The sequence below is a fragment of the Mycobacterium montefiorense genome (genome assembly GCF_003112775.1).
GTDB classification, from domain to species: Bacteria; Actinomycetota; Actinomycetes; order Mycobacteriales; family Mycobacteriaceae; genus Mycobacterium; species Mycobacterium montefiorense.
This window is the reverse complement of the sequence record NZ_BFCH01000036.1, coordinates 190,261-206,095: the sequence shown is the minus strand read 5'-3', so window position 1 is coordinate 206,095 and position 15,835 is coordinate 190,261. Positions and strand designations below refer to the sequence as shown.

The 15,835-nt window shown below is 65.5% G+C and carries 18 protein-coding genes; 5 read left to right on the top strand and 13 right to left on the bottom strand.

Annotation, left to right across the window (positions count from 1 at the left end):
• Window positions 1–24: 24 nt before the first annotated feature.
• From DB708_RS24760 to cmaA2, 3 genes are read left to right on the top strand one after another with little or no spacing between them, the layout of a single operon-like run.
• Window positions 25–942 carry an HAD family hydrolase gene (locus DB708_RS24760; RefSeq protein ID WP_108926287.1) on the top strand — a complete coding sequence of 306 codons (918 nt, stop codon included), beginning with the start codon at window positions 25–27 and terminating at the stop codon, window positions 940–942.
• Between the two features lie 47 nt (window positions 943–989).
• Window positions 990–1,523, top strand: a complete 534-nt coding sequence (locus DB708_RS24755; protein WP_108926101.1) for an FAS1-like dehydratase domain-containing protein — start codon at window positions 990–992, stop codon at window positions 1,521–1,523.
• A 10-nt stretch (window positions 1,524–1,533) separates the two neighbouring features.
• Complete coding sequence (gene cmaA2, locus DB708_RS24750; protein ID WP_108926100.1) at window positions 1,534–2,442, top strand: cyclopropane mycolic acid synthase CmaA2; 909 nt, start codon at window positions 1,534–1,536, stop codon at window positions 2,440–2,442.
• Window positions 2,443–2,542: 100 nt separating this feature from the next.
• On the opposite strand, the gene DB708_RS24745 is transcribed toward cmaA2, so the two are convergent.
• The 9 genes from DB708_RS24745 to DB708_RS24705 all read right to left on the bottom strand — a co-directional run bounded on the left by DB708_RS24745 (window position 2,543) and on the right by DB708_RS24705 (window position 10,137).
• Entirely contained in the window at window positions 2,543–3,622 is a 1,080-nt protein-coding gene (locus tag DB708_RS24745) for a lysophospholipid acyltransferase family protein (RefSeq protein WP_108926099.1), read from the bottom strand.
• Complete coding sequence (locus tag DB708_RS24740; RefSeq protein ID WP_108926098.1) at window positions 3,604–4,731, bottom strand: SDR family oxidoreductase; 1,128 nt, start codon at window positions 4,729–4,731, stop codon at window positions 3,604–3,606. Before DB708_RS24740 ends, DB708_RS24745 begins: the two co-directional genes overlap by 19 nt.
• A gap of 83 nt (window positions 4,732–4,814) precedes the next feature.
• Window positions 4,815–4,916: a 30S ribosomal protein bS22 gene (locus DB708_RS24735; protein ID WP_003402602.1), complete on the bottom strand. Its 102-nt coding sequence runs from the start codon at window positions 4,914–4,916 to the stop codon at window positions 4,815–4,817.
• A 175-nt stretch (window positions 4,917–5,091) separates the two neighbouring features.
• Window positions 5,092–5,346, bottom strand: coding sequence for a cell division/environmental response transcriptional regulator (locus tag DB708_RS24730; protein ID WP_108926097.1), 255 nt, complete (start codon window positions 5,344–5,346; stop codon window positions 5,092–5,094).
• A gap of 140 nt (window positions 5,347–5,486) precedes the next feature.
• Window positions 5,487–6,365 carry a pyrroline-5-carboxylate reductase gene (proC, locus tag DB708_RS24725; protein ID WP_201263613.1) on the bottom strand — a complete coding sequence of 293 codons (879 nt, stop codon included), beginning with the start codon at window positions 6,363–6,365 and terminating at the stop codon, window positions 5,487–5,489.
• 36 nt (window positions 6,366–6,401) lie between these two features.
• Complete coding sequence (locus tag DB708_RS24720; protein ID WP_108926095.1) at window positions 6,402–7,232, bottom strand: thioesterase family protein; 831 nt, start codon at window positions 7,230–7,232, stop codon at window positions 6,402–6,404.
• Window positions 7,233–7,245: 13 nt separating this feature from the next.
• Window positions 7,246–8,088 (bottom strand): sugar phosphate isomerase/epimerase family protein, encoded by an 843-nt coding sequence (locus DB708_RS24715; protein ID WP_108926094.1) that lies wholly within the window; start codon window positions 8,086–8,088, stop codon window positions 7,246–7,248.
• 16 nt (window positions 8,089–8,104) lie between these two features.
• Window positions 8,105–9,124, bottom strand: coding sequence for a hypothetical protein (locus DB708_RS24710; RefSeq protein WP_108926093.1), 1,020 nt, complete (start codon window positions 9,122–9,124; stop codon window positions 8,105–8,107).
• Window positions 9,121–10,137 (bottom strand): Ppx/GppA family phosphatase, encoded by a 1,017-nt coding sequence (locus DB708_RS24705; RefSeq protein WP_201263612.1) that lies wholly within the window; start codon window positions 10,135–10,137, stop codon window positions 9,121–9,123. The genes DB708_RS24710 and DB708_RS24705 overlap by 4 nt, the downstream gene beginning before the upstream one ends.
• A 174-nt stretch (window positions 10,138–10,311) precedes the next feature.
• Between DB708_RS24705 and DB708_RS24700 the strand changes: the two genes are divergently transcribed.
• Together DB708_RS24700 and DB708_RS24695 are read left to right on the top strand one after the other, a co-directional pair.
• Window positions 10,312–11,097, top strand: coding sequence for a hypothetical protein (locus DB708_RS24700; RefSeq protein WP_108926092.1), 786 nt, complete (start codon window positions 10,312–10,314; stop codon window positions 11,095–11,097).
• 31 nt (window positions 11,098–11,128) lie between these two features.
• On the top strand, window positions 11,129–12,070 hold the full coding sequence (locus DB708_RS24695) for a hypothetical protein (protein ID WP_201263611.1): 942 nt from the start codon (window positions 11,129–11,131) through the stop codon (window positions 12,068–12,070).
• Between the two features lie 46 nt (window positions 12,071–12,116).
• Here the strand turns inward: DB708_RS24695 and DB708_RS28265 are convergent, their stop codons facing one another.
• The 4 genes from DB708_RS28265 to DB708_RS24675 form a co-directional block, all read right to left on the bottom strand.
• The gene (locus tag DB708_RS28265; protein ID WP_165839912.1) at window positions 12,117–12,293 is read right to left on the bottom strand and encodes a PPE family protein, SVP subgroup; all 177 of its coding nucleotides are present in this window, start codon (window positions 12,291–12,293) and stop codon (window positions 12,117–12,119) included.
• A gap of 10 nt (window positions 12,294–12,303) precedes the next feature.
• Window positions 12,304–13,521 carry a PPE family protein gene (locus DB708_RS28120; RefSeq protein WP_108926089.1) on the bottom strand — a complete coding sequence of 406 codons (1,218 nt, stop codon included), beginning with the start codon at window positions 13,519–13,521 and terminating at the stop codon, window positions 12,304–12,306.
• 368 nt (window positions 13,522–13,889) lie between these two features.
• On the bottom strand, window positions 13,890–14,573 hold the full coding sequence (gene regX, locus DB708_RS24680) for a two-component sensory transduction protein RegX (protein ID WP_108926088.1): 684 nt from the start codon (window positions 14,571–14,573) through the stop codon (window positions 13,890–13,892).
• Window positions 14,570–15,799 (bottom strand): sensor histidine kinase, encoded by a 1,230-nt coding sequence (locus tag DB708_RS24675; RefSeq protein WP_108926087.1) that lies wholly within the window; start codon window positions 15,797–15,799, stop codon window positions 14,570–14,572. The genes regX and DB708_RS24675 overlap by 4 nt, the downstream gene beginning before the upstream one ends.
• Window positions 15,800–15,835 lie beyond the last annotated feature (36 nt).

Here is a 15,835-nt window from a genome sequence, read left to right as displayed (position 1 = left end):
CAGGGTGATCTAGGAGGTGTGGCGATGACTTCCTCTGAGTCGGATGAGTCGATCAGCGCCGACCCCGCCGTTCGAGTCGACCTGGAATCGGTGGCCACGAACGCCAGCGCGGCCCGTGCGCTTGAAGGCTTGCAGGAAGCGACCGCCGCGGAGGGTGGCCCGCAACCGCCGATCGACCTGACCGCCGCCGCGTTCTTCGACGTGGACAACACGCTGGTGCAAGGCTCCTCCGCGGTGCATTTCGGACGCGGGCTGGCCGCACGTAACTACTTCACTTATCGCGATGTGGTCGGATTCATCTACGCGCAGGCCAAGTTTCAGCTGCTCGGCAAGGAGAACAGCGAGGACGTCGCCGCCGGCCGGCGCAAAGCGCTCACCTTCATCGAAGGCCGCTCGGTCGAGGAGTTGGTCGCTCTCGGCGAGGACGTCTACGACGAGATCATCGCCGACAAGATCTGGGATGGCACCCGCGAACTCACCCAGATGCACCTGGACGCCGGCCAGCAGGTCTGGCTGATCACCGCAACGCCGTATGAGCTCGCCGCTACCATCGCGCGCCGGCTCGGCCTGACCGGTGCGCTCGGGACGGTCGCGGAGTCGGTCGACGGCATCTTCACCGGCCGGCTCGTCGGCGACATCCTGCACGGTCCCGGCAAGGCACATGCCGTGCGGTCCCTGGCGATCCGCGAGGGCCTCAACCTCAAACGATGCACGGCCTATTCCGACAGCTACAACGACGTGCCCATGCTGTCGTTGGTGGGCACGGCGGTCGCCATCAACCCCGACGCGCGTTTACGCAGCCTGGCCCGCGAACGGGGATGGGAGATCCGCGACTTCCGGACCGCGCGCAAGGCGGCCCGGATTGGAGTGCCGTCGGCGCTGGCGCTCGGCGCGGCGGGCGGTGCGCTGGCGGCGTTGGCGTCGCGACGTCAATCACGCTGATAAGCTGCGCCGCTGAGCAACGATTCGAGTGGGGAGCGGGCAAAGCCATGACAACTCCAGAGGGCTCCAAGCACCTTCCAGAGGGGACCCAGAGCCTCATCGGCAGCCACTACCGGGCACCGGACTACTTCGAGGTCGGTCGAGAGAAGATCCGGGAGTTCGCGAGCTCGGTGCAAGACGAGCACCCGACGCACTTCAGCGAGATTGATGCCGCCGAGGCTGGGTATCCCGACGTGGTGGCCCCGCTGACGTTCCTGGCGATCGCGGGCCGGCGTGTGCAGCTGGACATCTTCACCAAGTTCAGCATCCCAATCAATATCGCCAGGGTTCTTCACCGAGACCAGAAGTTCAAGTTTCACCGCCCGGTCCTAGCCCACGACAAGTTGCACTTTGACACGTATCTAGACTCGGTAATCGAGTCCCACGGCACCGTTATCGCGGAGATCCGCAGCGAGATCACCGATGCCGATGGGAACCCCCTCATAACCAGCACCGTGACGATGCTCGGTGAGGCTGCAAATCAGGAAGTCGGCGCTGAAGAAACCGTCGCCGCGATTGCGTCCATTTCTGCAGGAAAGTAGGGTCGATTTAATGACGTCACAGGGGGAAACAGGTGGCACCCAGTTAAAGCCACCGGTCGAAGCGGTCCGATCCCACTACGACAAATCAAACGAGTTCTTCAAGCTCTGGCTTGACCCGTCGATGACCTACAGCTGCGCCTACTTTGAAGAGCGTCCCAACATGACGCTCGAAGAAGCGCAATTCGCCAAACGCAAGCTGGCGCTGGACAAGCTGAACCTCGAGCCCGGCATGACGCTGCTCGACATCGGCTGCGGCTGGGGTTCGACGATGCGCCACGCCGTCCAGGAGTACGACGTCAATGTGATCGGCCTGACGCTGAGCGAGAACCAGTTCGCCCACGACAAGGCGAAGTTCGAAGAGGTCGACAGTCCGCGTCGCAAAGAGGTGCGAATCCAGGGCTGGGAGCAATTCGACGAGCCGGTCGACCGCATCGTGTCACTGGGCGCCTTCGAGCACTTCGCCGATGGCGCCGGTGACGCCGGATACGAGCGCTATGCCACGTTCTTCAAGAAGTACTACAACTTGCTGCCCGACGACGGCCGGATGCTGCTGCACACGATCGTGGTGCCCAGTGCCGAGCAGACCAAAGACAGCGGCTTGAAGATAACGATGAGCCTGCTGCGGTTCATCAGTTTCATCCTCAGGGAGATCTTCCCGGGCGGGAAGTTGCCGCAGATCGACCAGGTCGATCACTACTCGACCCAGGCGGGTTTCAAGATCGAGCGCCATCACGAAATCGGATGGAACTACGTTCGGACGTTGAACGCCTGGGCGGATGCGCTCGAGGCACACAAGGAAGAGGCGATCGCCCTAAAAGGGCAGGAGACCTTCGACATCTACATGCACTACCTGCGGGGCTGCTCGGATCTGTTCCGCGACGGCTACACGAACGTGTGCCAGTTCACCCTGGTCAAGTAACCGCTTGCATGCATAGTGCCCCGGCGCCGGGGCACTATGCATATCTGCAGGGGACGTAGCGGAGTTAGGGCAAGACGCTCAAGACGCTGAAGCGAAAAGCTCAGCCCAAGAAGATGTTGCGGCGCCCGGCGAGTAGCCGGTACAGCGTCTGCTGGATCGTCTCGCGCACCTGATCTGTCAACTCGAAGGTGACCATCGGGTCCTCGGCGTCGGAGGGGGCGTAGTCGTTGGTGTAGATCGGCTCACCGAACGCGATCCGCCACTTCGACGGCAGCGGCACCAGGCCGGCCGGCCCGGCCAACGGAAACAGCGGAGTGACCGGGAAGTAGGGCAGGCCGAACAGCCGCGCCAACAGCTTCACGTCGGTCAGCATCGGGTAGATCTCTTCGGACCCGATGATCGAGCACGGGATGATCGGCGCCCTGGTGCGCAACGCCGCCGTCACAAAGCCGCCGCGACCGAACCGTTGCAGCCGGTAGCGGTCCTCGAAGCGCTTGCCCAGGCCCTTGTAGCCCTCCGGGAACACCGCGGTCAGCTCGCCCGCGGCCAGCAGCCGGTGCGCGTCCGTGGTGCAGGCCATGGTGTGACCCGCCTTGCGGGCGGCTTCGCCAATCAACGGCATGTCGAACACCATGTCGGCGGCGAGCAGCCGCATGTCGCGCTGCGCCGGATGCTCGTCGTGCACCGCCACCGACAACATCAGTCCGTCGAACGGCAACACCCCGGCGTGATTGGCCACCAACAGCGCGGCGCCTTCGCTCGGCAGGTTCTCGATTCCGGTGACCTCGACCCGGAACCACGACTTGAAAAAGAATCTCAGCAAAGGCCGGACGACGGCGTTGTTGAAGTGCGGATCGAACCCGAACTCGTCGACGGTGTAGTCGCCCGTCAACCGCTGCCGGAAGAATCCGGCAACCGCGGCGACCTGTTGGGCAAACTCGCTGAACGGCGCTTCGGTTGCCGAAGTTCCGCCCCCGACGCGACGGTGCTCGTCGATTTCACGAACTACTGCGGCGAGCTGTTCGGCCGACGCCCGGCTGTGCGGATCGGAGAGCAGCGAGGGATGCTGACGCGAGGCTTCGGCTCTCCGGCGAGCTGCGACTCGACCCTTATTGCTGTGCAGGGGAATGACATTCGCTCTGGTTTCACCCGCCACGATATCTACCTGACCCCACCCCATGGAATTGGATTTCGGCTTCCCCAGCGCTGCGCTAAGGCTATGGCGCGACCCTCCAAGGAGCGTACCCGATCTGGGTCGATTATGGGAGTCAAGCCGCGACCACGAACGTAGTCGTCAAACGCCTCCGCCGTCGTCCATTTCGGCTGGTAGCCGAGCTCGGACTCCATCCTCGCCGTGTCCATGACTCGGCCATAGCTTAAGTAATTGAATTGTTCACGATTTATTTCGGTGTAACGGTTAGCCCGTCTCAGCGAATCCAGCGCCCACACCCCGAAACCGGGCACCGGCAACGGAATCCGGCCCGCCCGACGGATCGCCTGCGACAGCATGACGATGCCCTCGGCACCGACGTTGAAGGTGCCGGCCTTGCCTGCCATCGCCGCACGCTCCAGCGCACCCAATGCATCTTGCTCGTGTAGCAACTGCAATCGCGCATCGCGGCCGAGCATGGTCGGCACCACCGGCCCGGCCAGATACCGCGACAGTGTGGTGTCCATCGCCGGCCCAATCATGTTGGCCAGCCTCAGAATCGTCACCGCGATGTCGGGCCGGCGCCGGCCCAGCCCGCGCACGTAGCCCTCGATATCGAGGCTGTCCTTGGCGAAACCACCGCGCAGGGGCCGACGGCTGCTGCTGTCCTCGGTGAACATCACCGGATCGCGGGGGCTCGACCCGTAGACCTCGGAGGTCGATTTCAGCACGACGCGTCGAACCGAGGGCGCTTTCTGGCAGGCCGCGAAAAGCTGCATGGCGCCCATCACGTTGAGTTCCTTCAGCGCCGCCGTCCCGCCGGAGCGCGGCGCATACGACGCCGCCGCGGCGTGCACCACCGTGTCGACGTCGCCGTTGCGAATCACCTTGGCTATGAAGGGATTACGAATGTCGGCGCGGACGAATTCGGCCCGGCCCATCCGGCGCAGCATGTCCTTGCTGGGGGCGATCGCGTCTACGGCGATAACGCCCTGGATCAGCGGGTTCTGCGCCAGCCGGGCAGTCAGGTAGCCACCGAGAAACCGGCACGCACCGGTAACCAGCACCACTTTCGGGTAGTGCATGGTGTTATCCGCGTTGTCGCCGGTTCCGGCGCCGCCCCCGCTCGACGAATCCACGCAAATAGCCTAACGGCCGAGACAAGCCCCGGCGCTACAGCGGCGCGGCAGTCGGCGAGTTCGGTAATGCGGCGAAGCAGGGCTTACTTGCCAAGTTTTCTGCGCTGCACCCGCGTGCGACGCAGCAGCTTGCGGTGCTTCTTCTTCGACATACGCTTGCGCCGCTTCTTGATTACTGAACCCATGAACTCCGCTATCTGACCTGTGACCGCTTGTTAAGGACTGCTAAAGGACTTGAAAATCTCGAGTCACTTTACCCGGCGGGCCGCACCGAACACCAAACCACCCAGTCGCGCGACCGCTCAAAAGGCCACGCGCCAGTCCCGACCCGTCCGCCGTCGTCTCGCGGCGAGGGGTGACTCAGCCGGCGTCGAAGTAGGACGTCTCCAGCATGTCGTGCACCGCCTTCGCGTGCACCCGGAAGGACCGGCCAACCCGCACCGCCGGTAGCTCTCCGTTGTGCACCAGGCGGTAAACCGTCATCTTGGAGACCCGCATCAGGGCCGCCACTTCGGCGACGGTGAGAAATTGTGTCCTGGCCTGGCTATCGACAGAAGCTGTATCCCGCGGCTTACCTGCGGAATCCCGCGCCGATGGCCCGTTCGTAGACGTCATCGCAACCCAATCGTGTCAGGCCCGCGCAACGCCAGCGGCTTCCCCTCCGCTGGCACCCACACGGGCATACACAAAGGAGAATAGCGGGACTAGTGGGGTTACTGGTACTGGTGGGGGACAATCATTTTAAATTTCTTGAATTATTCCGATGTAATTCTTAGCTGTTCAGAGCGCTTTTTAGCGGCCTGAACGGCCGCGTCGACGGCCGTCCGCAGGCCTCCTCGTTCGAGTTCGCGCAGCGCAGCGGCGGTCGTACCGCCCGGAGAAGTCACCGTGGCTCGCAGCTGGGCCGCGGCGGTATCCCCCTGCTTCCCCAGGGCCTCGCTGCCGGCCGGTCCCCGCTCCTGATCGAGCCGTTCCAGCAGCAGCGCCGCCGAACCGGCCATGGTCTGTGCCGTCAGGCCGGTCGCCACGTCCCGGCTCAGCCCCGCCGCGACGCCCGCGTCCACCAGAGCCTCGACCATCAAAAAGAAATACGCGGGCCCCGAACCCGAAAGTGCGGTCACCGCGTCCATCTGAGACTCGGGGACACTCAGCACGCCGCCGACGGCCTCGAACAACGCCGAAACCTCCTCGAGCTGCGGGCCGGTGACAAAACGCCCCTTGGCCAGAGCGGTCACCCCCGCACCCACCACGGCCGCCGCGTTCGGCATCGCCCGGACCACCGGTGTTCCCGCCGGGAGCTTGGACTCGAAGTAGGTGACCGTGATTCCAGCCGCGACGGTGACGAAAACCTGCTCGGCGCTACCGTCCTCGGCCGCGGCGGCGACTCGGGCCAGCTCCCCCATCAGCGACTCGACATCGGCGGGCTTCACCGCAACGACAACAAACGTGGCGTGCTCGACGGCGTCGGCCAGTGACGACGTCACCAACACCGAATAGGTGTCGGCCAGGTACTTGGCGCGTTCCGGCACACGTTCGGATACCACCAGGTCTTTGACCTGCCGACCTGCCCGAAGCAGACCCGACAGCAAGGCTTCGCCGATGCTGCCACCGCCTATGATCGCGATTCTCGCCATGGGAGAAAGCATCGCAGACGGCCGGGCTTCTCCCGGTTACCGGGGCGCGGGCACCAGCGCCAATTGGCGGGACTGGACAACGAGCCGGCCCAGGCTGTCGACGACGATGTGGTCCTCGTCGAACCAGTCGTGCCCGATCTCGAGGCAGGTGCAGATCACGCGCAACCAGCCGTCGGTGGGCAGTGCCCGCAGGAAGGCGGTGAGCGCAATCGTGGGTGCCCATCCGGTGCGCTGCACGGCGAAGGTCACCGGTGCGGATAGATCGCCGCACATCAGCGCGAAGAGGGCGTCAGGGGCAACGTCGCGCGGCCGCGCCCACATCTGCAGCACCGGCGGCCGCCCGTCGGTGCTGGGCGCAAGAGTGGACAGCAGCGGCCGGACATCGCAGCCCTCGCCGAGGTGCACCAGCCCGGCCAGCGCGTGACCGGGCCCGATCGGCTCGATGTCGTCGGGCGGCTCTGGAGCCATCAGATCCGCGACGGGATTCGCCGACAGCAGCGGCGCCGTGTCACCGCCGGGCGAAAAGTGCTCGGGCTCGCCGAGGTTGACCACAGCGTGCACGGCGGTGCGATCGCCCTGCAAGAGCTCGACGTCGACAACACAGATCCGGCGCCCGCGCTTGCGGATCGAGGTCAGCAGCCGCATCGGTCCCGGATCGGGCGCCCACAGGAAGCTCGCCGACACCGCAACCGGCTCGAGTCCGGCCGGGTGCCCGGCGCACGCGCTGCGCGCGGCGTTGGCGCACAGCGCCAGCATCGCGCCGCCGTGCACCTTGGTCCCGATGGTCCAGTGCTTGTTGAGCTCTCCCTCGAATACACCCGGATCGACCTCCCGCAGCGTCATTGCGGTGGTGAATAGCGCGGTCATAGTCTCCTGAGGGTCATCGCATCAAATGCGTGCGGGCGAATTGCAGCGATTCGGCGAGCATGGCTTCACGTTCGCTGGCCGAGCGTGCGGTGGACGTGGACACCTCGAGGATGACGTGGCCAGCGAACTGGCCGGCGGCCAGCATCTGGCACACCTCGGCGGTGGGTTGCGTGCCGCGCCCGGGCACCAGGTGCTCGTCCGACGGCATGCCGCTCCCGTCGCACAAATGCAAATGAACCAGGCCCGCGCCCATCCGTTCCGTCATTTCCAGCGCGTCGGTGCCTGCGGTCGAGGTGTGCGACAGGTCCAGCGTGTAGTGCGCGTGGTTGCCGTCCAGCGGGTCATACGACGGCGCGAACGCCGAAATCGCCGGTCCTGGGCCGCCGCCGCGCCTGCGCATCCGCTCCCGCGACTGGTCGGCCCCGAAGAACCGGTCGGCCCGGAACGGGAACATGTTCTCCACCGCGACCATCACGTCGCTGGACGCTTCCAGGGTCGTCACCTGCTCGCTAAATCCCTCGGCGTAGCGCCGCTGCCAGCGAAACGGCGGATGCACGACGACGGTCTGCGCACCGAGTTGCTCGGCGGCCCGCACGCTGCGTTCCAGCTTGGGAATCGGGTTGGAACCCCACACCCGCTGCGAGATCAGCAGGCAGGGAGCGTGGACCGACAGCACCGGCACGCGGTAGCGCCGCGACAGCTTCTTGACGGCGGCGACGTCCTGGCTGACCGACTCGCTCCACACCATCAGCTCGACCCCGTCATAGCCGAGCCTGGCCGCATACTCGAACGCGGCCTCGGCCCTCAACGGGTAGACCGAGGCCGTGGACAGGCCGACCTTGATTGCGGGGCGCACAGTTTGCGGGTGACGCCTAGCCGGACTGCATGGATAGCGCCAGCGGTCCCAAGGTGATCAGCGCCCCGACCGCCACCGCGATCAGCGTGCTCGCGATGTCCTCGGTTTTGCGGACTACCCGCACCCCGGCCACCAGACCGAGGATGACCAGCACCGATAGCACCAGCGCTACCAGGCTGTTCCATCGCCACAGTTGGTCGAACGCGATGAAAAGCCCGGCGCCGAATGCGACGGCCAGCATTGACTGGAACACGATCAGGCTGCCGTGCCACAGCGCCGCTAATCGGCCCGGCGCCGGGTGCGCGTCCTTGGGCGGAGCCGCGGCTGGGTGGTCTTCCTCGACAGCCTTCGCGGCGTTCAGCGAGTCCGCGTCGGCTTCGTCGCGCTCGTCGCTGCGCCGTCGAGCCACCTCGTCGGCCAGGGTCTGCCCGCCGAACAGGGTCGAATCCGACGTCTGCAAGTAGGAACGCACGTAAGCCGAATCCTCGGTCGCGGGTTCGGCTTCGCGCACCTCGGAGTCCATCACGTCCACCGGCATATCCGCGTATTGCTCCAGCGGATCCGGGCTCATGTCCTCGGCGCCGGACGACGGCATCGACGCCCCGGCAGGTTCCTCGGCTTGCTCTGCATCGCGGCGCGCGGGCCGCGGGTAGGCACTGCGCTCGGGCCCGACCCGGGGCGGCTGCGGTGGCGACTTGGGCCAACGCGGCTCTGCTTCAGTCCAGTACCCGGGTTTGGGCTGGTCCCGGGTAGCCCGTTGTTCGTCGACCGGCTTGGGGCTTGCTTCGGACTCGGTCTCGGCGACCTCGACCGAGCCGTGGGCTTGGTGTTGTGTCTCGTCGTGCTCGTCATCGTCGCGGATGACGGGAATCTCACCGGTCAGCTCGGCGACGGTCACCGCGTCGCTATCGCCGCGGCGCCGCCGCCGCCGTCGGGTGACAGCGGGGGAGCCAATGGTTCCGTTCCTGGCCAGCAGTTCGGCCACCGAGATGGGCCGAGTGCCGGGGCTCTCGGTCTCGGAATGTGGTCCGGTCATGGTTTGTCGCCTCTCGATCGGTTGGTGTTCCGATCAACTCCCTGACCTCCAGCATTGCGCACCGAAGTCTCTACGAGGGCGGTTCCGTCGGCTTCGCTGTCGAGCTTGCGCAAGATGAGACCTTCCCGTAACGCCCACGGGCAGATATCCACTGTTTCCATCGACAGTGCTCGCATGCTCGCCTCCGCCACCAGAGCGCCCGCCACGATCTGCGGCGCCCGCTCGGCGCTGACTCCTTCCAATTCCGCCCTGTCAGCGGTGGTCATCCTAGAGATGAAAGATATGAGTTGCCTGAGGCCGTTGGCGGTCAGGCTTCTCTTCACCCGTGGTCCGGCGGCCGACGGCGCCGCACCGGTGAGCCGCGCCAGCGAGCGGAAAGTCTTCGACGTCGCCACCGCGAGGTCTGGGGCGCCGGCATCGAGTACGGCCGTGCTGGCGTCCGCCAATTCAGTGTCCAGCCAATCGCGCAGCATTGCCACCCGGCGCCGCCCGGGCGGATCGTCGGGCAGCCACTCGCGGGTCAACCGCCCGGCGCCCAGCGGCAGCGACAACGCCACTTCGGGTTCCTCGTCGACACCGCTGGACAGCTCCAGCGAGCCGCCCCCGATGTCGAGGTTGATGATTCGCCCGGCACTCCACCCGTACCAGCGGCGCACCGCCAGAAAGGTCAACCGGGACTCGTCCACCCCGGTCAGAACTTGCAAGTCGACACCGGTCTCTTTGCGCACCCGGGTCAACACGTCGTCGGAATTCTCCGCGTCGCGGACCGCGGAGGTGGCAAAGGCCATCAGTTCCGAACAACCGGAGCTGACGGCGATCTTTGCGAACTCGTCGATCGTGGAGGTCAGCTTTTCGGCGCCGCGCTTGGTGATCTTGCCCGAGCTATCGGTGGCCTCGGCCAACCGCAACGTGGCCTTCGTCGAACTCATCGGGGTCGGATGCCCGCCGCGGTGGGCATCGACCACCAATAGATGGACCGTATTGCTACCCACGTCAAGCACGCCTAATCGCACGAAAACAAACTAGCGGGACACCGATGCGGTTTGGCTTGCGCCCCGCTGGGAAGCCCAACATTCCGGCGCGGCGAGCCACAATTCCGGGGCAAACCGGGATCCGCTGATCCACCACCGGGCGGGCGCGAGTGTCAGCAGGTCGATGGACACGAATATTGGTCTAACGTTGCATCCGTGGCGAATTCGCACCCCGAGCCTGGGCAAGAAGTGGAGTTGGATTTTGCCCGTGAATGGGTGGAGTTCTTCGATCCGGACAATCCGGAACACTTGATCGCGGCCGATCTCACCTGGCTGCTGTCCCGCTGGACGTGTGTTTTCGGCACGCCGGCCTGCCGCGGCACGGTCGAGGGCCGCCCGGACGACGGGTGTTGCTCGCACGGCGCATTCCTGTCCGACGACGACGACCGCGCCAGCTTGGACGACGCAGTCAAACAACTCACCGACGATGACTGGCAATTTCGCGAAAAGGGCTTGGGCCGTAAGGGTTATCTCGAACTCGACGAGCATGAAGGCCAGCCCCAGTACCGCACCCGCAAATACAAGCAGGCGTGCATTTTCTTGAACCGGCCCGGCTTTGCCGGCGGGGTCGGTTGCGCGCTGCACAGCAAGGCGCTCAAGCTGGGCGTGCCGCCGCTGACGATGAAACCCGAGGTCTGCTGGCAGTTGCCGATCCGGCGCAGCCAGGAATGGGTGACGCGGCCCGACGGCACGGAGATCCTCAAGACGTGGATCACCGAATACGACCGCCGCGGCTGGGGCTCCGGGGGCGCCGACTTGCACTGGTACTGCACCGGCGATCCGGCCGCGCATGTCGGCGCCAAGCCGGTGTGGGAAAGCCTGGCCGACGAACTCAGCGAACTACTCGGCTCCAAAGCCTATGCCGAGCTGGCGGCAATGTGTAAGCGCCGCAGTCAATTAGGGCTCATCGCCGTGCACCCGGCGACTCGAATCGCTGAGTAACCGCACCCACCAGCCGGCCGGAGGTGGGCCCATGGATGACGAGATGCGATCGGCGGCGGCTCCGCGCTGGAAGGGTGCGGCCGGGCGGCTTGAAGTCTGGTACGCCACCCTCTCGGACCCGCAGACGCACGCCGGCCTGTGGATTCACGGCGAGACGGTCGCCCCGACCCAGGGCGGTGACCCCTATGCACATGGCTGGGCAACCTGGTTTCCGCCGGACGGCCCGCCGCACACCGAACGGTTCGGCCCTGTGCCCGCTCTAGCCGCTGCCGGTGCGACCTGGTTCGATGCCGGGGGCATACGCGTGGGGCCCGAAGGCCTCACCGGTCAGGCCGGAGCACTCGCCTGGGAACTGTCCTGGACGGACGCCGGAAAGCCGTTGTGGACGTTTCCGCGGGTGGCGTGGGAACGCGAGCTACTGCCCGGTGCTCAGGTGGTGGTCGCGCCTACCGCCGACTTCACCGGGTCGCTGACCATCGGCGCCGCGACTAGGCGCGTCGACGGCTGGCGCGGTGCCCTCGCCCACATCTACGGGCACGGCAACGCCAAGCGCTGGGGGTGGATCCACGCCGACCTCGGCGGCGGCGACGTCTTGGAGGTGGTCACCGCGGTGTCACACAAGCCCGGGCTGCGCAGACTTGCACCGATGGCGTTCATCCGCTTCCGTATCGACGGAAAGGATTGGCCCGCAAGCCCTTTGCCCGCACTTCGGATGCGGACCACGCTACAGCTGGGCCACTGGCAATTGAAGGGGCGCATCGGGAACCGCGCGGTGTCGATCCGGGTCGACCAGCCGGAGCAAAGGTGCGTGAGTCTGCGCTACACCGATCCTGACGGGGACACCGCGGTGTGCACCAACACCGAGCAGGCTGACATTCACGTCGAGATCAGCCACCGCGAAGGCCGTACCCGAGTCGTCGACCACAGCTGGTCAGTGTTGGGAACCGGGCACGCCGAGGTCGGCCTGCGCTGAGCGCCCGTGCACGTTGCTGCGAAGAACCGGGGAGCCGCGCGCCGACTTACCGTGTCGTCGAGCGTGGCGACGCTGGCGGCGCGGCCGGATCCGTCTCTGTGCCAGCCATCGGCCAGCCAGCAGGCACCGACAACGCACCCAGCGAAGACGATGTGCCCGGGCCCGCACACTGCACGCGAACGCTGGAGAAATCGTGCCACCCTGCCAGCACCGGCACGTTCATCTCACCCATTTCAACCGGCGCTCTGGCCGAGGCCGGCGGCTAGGTCGGCGTCAGATAGTCGACGAGCCCAATCCGCGAGTCCCTCCGCATTGAACTGAGGCTGAATTGCCGACGTCCCCACCAAGCCCGGCGAAGCCGCCATCGGGGCGGCCGCCACGCCACTCGACGAACCCGACACAACAGCAGGGACCGGGGCGGCGGGAGCGACACTGACGCTGCCGTGCGCCAGGACCGTGAGGACCCCGGTGGCGGGGTTCCAGCTAAACGCGCTGGCGGCGCCAGTGACGTCGACAGCGCCTCCCGTAATGGTCATGGACGCCGCCGTGGCGGAGTTGTTCAACGCATACATTGTGCCGGCCTCAACGGTGAAGGTGGCGCCTGACGAGGCGGGATAGAAGTAACCGCCAGCGGGCAAGGTGATGAGCCCCGTCGCGGAGCCGTCGGCCGTTTCGACCACCCCCTGGGTGACATCGACAGTGGCACCGGTGGAGGTGGCAAACCCGATCGGGAACCCGCGGAAGACCTGGACGCTGACACCGGGGTTGAGGGTGACCAAGGTGTTGCCGCGCGGCGCGAGGGTGATGATGTTGCCGGGCTGCAGGGTGGGATCCTGCAGCGGGCCAATGGCGTTGGTAACTGTTTGCTGGGTGGTGTTCGTTGCCGACTGGCTCACCGCGCGGGCCTGGTTAGCGGGGCCGGCATCGTTGGTGGTCCGCGGCGGCTCCTCGAACGATTCCAGGGTGCTCGCCGTCGAAGCGTCAGCAGCATAGGCATACATGGCGGTAGTGTCTTGCGTCCACATCTCGATGTACTGAGCCTCGGTGGCCGCGATCGCGGACGTGTTCTGCCCGAAGAAATTAGTCGCCACCAATGCCATCAACTGCGCCCGGTTGGCCGCGACCATCGGAGGCGGCACCGTCATCGCAAACGCCGCCTCATAAGCCGCTGCCGCGGCGTAGGCCTGGGCGGCCGTTTGCTCCGCCTGAGCAGCGCTGATCTGTAGCCACGCCGTGTACGGCGCAGCCGCCGCAGCCATCAGCATCGACGACGGACCCGACCAGGCTTGGCCGGTTAGCAGCGAAACCTGCGACGCGTAACCATTGGCGGCAGATTCCAACTGGGCAAACACTGCATCCCAGCCTGCCGCAGCCGCCAACAACGGCCCCGAACCCGGCCCGGCATAGATGAGCCCGGAATTTACCTCAGGCGGCAACAACGCATAATCCACGACCTCAACCTCCCCCAGTTAAGGATGAAATCCTTTGACACGTGTTGCTAAAAGCGCCTCACATGTCTCCCCGTTAAGGATCAAATCCTCTGAAGCGTGTTGCTAGAAAGTGTCTAACGAGCCCGGCACAAGCGCAAGGGGGTTCGATAATGACCGCCGGTCAGTGGTAAGTGGGGTATCCCGCTCTCCGCGGCGACGCACTACATTGATTTGCCAGCAGGCGCTTGCCTGATGGCATGTCCCCAGTGTCCCGATTGGCTGGAGCGGATTTTCAGCAAACAGAGATTCGGCGAGAATCGCCAACGCGACGTACTGCCATGTGCGGCAACGCGTTTCGCGCGGGTCAGAGCTTTACAACAGACGAACGACTAGCCCTCGAGCTTGTAGCCCAGTCCGCGAACCGTCACCAGGTGCACCGGGTTGGCCGGGTCGGCTTCGATCTTGGACCGCAGCCGCTTGACGTGGACGTCCAGCGTCTTGGTGTCGCCGACATAGTCCGCGCCCCAAACCCGATCGATCAGCTGCCCACGGGTGAGCACCCGCCCGCTGTTGCGCATCAGGTATTCAAGCAGATCAAACTCCTTGAGCGGCAAGGTAATTGTGTCGCCGCTGACCGACACGACGTGCCGCTCGACGTCCATCCGCACCGGGCCGGACTCGAGGACGCCGTCACTGATTTCGGAGTCGTCGTCGCCGCCCCGGCGAAGCACCGCCCGGATCCGCGCAATCAATTCGCGCGCCGAATACGGCTTGGTCACATAGTCATCGGCTCCGAGCTCCAAGCCGACCACCTTGTCGATCTCGCTGTCGCGGGCCGTCACCATGATCACGGGAACGCTGGAACGAGCGCGCAGCTGCTTGCACACGTCGGTGCCCGACATGCCCGGCAGCATCAGATCGAGCAGCACGATGTCCGCGCCGGCGCGATCGAACTCGGATAGCGCCGCGGGCCCATCGGTCACCACGGTGGCTTCGAAGCCTTCCTTACGGAGCAGGAAGGCCAGTGGATCGGCAAGCGACTCCTCGTCCTCCACTATCAGCACACTGGTCATCGACTTAGTTCTTCCTCTCGTTGGGACCTGTTGGGCCGCACCTCGCGAGCCCGGGGTTGCTCGGATTCTTCGTCGCGTTCGCTGTCCTGATAGGCCGGGATGGACAACGTGAACGTCGAACCGGTTCCCGGCTTGCTCCACACGCCGATGCTGCCATCGTGATTGGCCGCAACGTGCTTGACGATCGCCAGCCCCAGCCCACTGCCGCCGGTGGCTCGCGAACGCGCCTTGTCCCCCCGGAAAAACCGCTCGAAGACCCGTTCCTGGTCTTCGAGCGCAATCCCAATGCCGCGATCGGTGACCGCGATCTCGATGTTCTCGCCACGCCGGCGACGGCTGATCGACACCGGTGAACCCGGCGGCGAATAGGCGATCGCATTGGACACGAGATTGGCCAATGCGGTCACCAGCAGCGTTTGGTCCCCGAGTACCCGTAAACCGGCGGGCGAATCGGTGCGAACCTCGATCTTGGCGTTGTCAGCGGCCACCTTGTGACGCGAAATTGCTTCGGACACAACGGTATCGACCTCAACAGCGGTGACGTTCGGCAACCGCTCGGCACCCTGTAGCCGGGACAATTCGATGAGCTCGGCGACCATGTCCCCCAGCCGGTTGGCCTCGATCAGCACCTTCTCGGCGAACCGGCGCACGGTTTCGGAGTCGTCGGCTGACGCCAGCAGAGCCTCGGCGAGCAGAGCCATGGCGCCGACCGGGGTCTTGAGCTCGTGGCTCACGTTGGCGACGAAGTCACGCCGGGTGGCCTCCATGCGGGCGTAGTCGGACTGGTCGTGGACGAAGACCACGGCGAACCGGCGATCCTCTTCACTGAGCAGCCGGGCTTGCCCGTGCACCGATATCCCGGACCGCCCGGCGGCCGCGCGCTTGCCGGGCTGTAGGTCGAATTCGGCTTCCTCACCGCCCAGCGCCTGCTGCGCCGCTTGCCAGGCTTGGTCGTCGAGCTGACGGTCGCGCACCAGGCCCAATTCCTTGGCTCGCTCGTTGAGGTAAACGACGTCGCGGTGTGAATCCACCACGGCGGCACCCAACGGCATCAGGGTGACGATCTGCTGCAGCATCTGCGCGATGGTGATCCCAGTCGATTCGGTGGCCGCTCGCTGACGGCGTCGGACCACACGTGCAGACAAACGGGTGCCGGCCGCCACACCAACGGCCAGCGTCAGCAAGGACAAGACCCCGGCCAGCAACAGCGCCGAGAACACAGTCACGAACCAAATTCTACAAATCTGGTGAACGCAGCCCTA

Excerpts from the sequence above, each read along its gene's own strand:
- DB708_RS24760 (WP_108926287.1), top strand. The coding sequence starts at position 25 with ATGACTTCCTCTGAGTCGGATGAGTCGATCAGCGCCGACCCCGCCGTT.
- DB708_RS24755 (WP_108926101.1), top strand. The coding sequence starts at position 990 with ATGACAACTCCAGAGGGCTCCAAGCACCTTCCAGAGGGGACCCAGAGC.
- cmaA2 (WP_108926100.1), top strand. The coding sequence starts at position 1,534 with ATGACGTCACAGGGGGAAACAGGTGGCACCCAGTTAAAGCCACCGGTC.
- DB708_RS24745 (WP_108926099.1), bottom strand. The coding sequence starts at position 3,622 with ATGGGGTGGGGTCAGGTAGATATCGTGGCGGGTGAAACCAGAGCGAAT.
- DB708_RS24735 (WP_003402602.1), bottom strand. The coding sequence starts at position 4,916 with ATGGGTTCAGTAATCAAGAAGCGGCGCAAGCGTATGTCGAAGAAGAAG.
- DB708_RS24730 (WP_108926097.1), bottom strand. The coding sequence starts at position 5,346 with ATGACGTCTACGAACGGGCCATCGGCGCGGGATTCCGCAGGTAAGCCG.
- proC (WP_201263613.1), bottom strand. The coding sequence starts at position 6,365 with ATGGCGAGAATCGCGATCATAGGCGGTGGCAGCATCGGCGAAGCCTTG.
- DB708_RS24720 (WP_108926095.1), bottom strand. The coding sequence starts at position 7,232 with ATGACCGCGCTATTCACCACCGCAATGACGCTGCGGGAGGTCGATCCG.
- DB708_RS24710 (WP_108926093.1), bottom strand. The coding sequence starts at position 9,124 with ATGACCGGACCACATTCCGAGACCGAGAGCCCCGGCACTCGGCCCATC.
- DB708_RS24695 (WP_201263611.1), top strand. The coding sequence starts at position 11,129 with ATGGATGACGAGATGCGATCGGCGGCGGCTCCGCGCTGGAAGGGTGCG.
- DB708_RS28265 (WP_165839912.1), bottom strand. The coding sequence starts at position 12,293 with ATGAACGTGCCGGTGCTGGCAGGGTGGCACGATTTCTCCAGCGTTCGC.
- regX (WP_108926088.1), bottom strand. The coding sequence starts at position 14,573 with ATGACCAGTGTGCTGATAGTGGAGGACGAGGAGTCGCTTGCCGATCCA.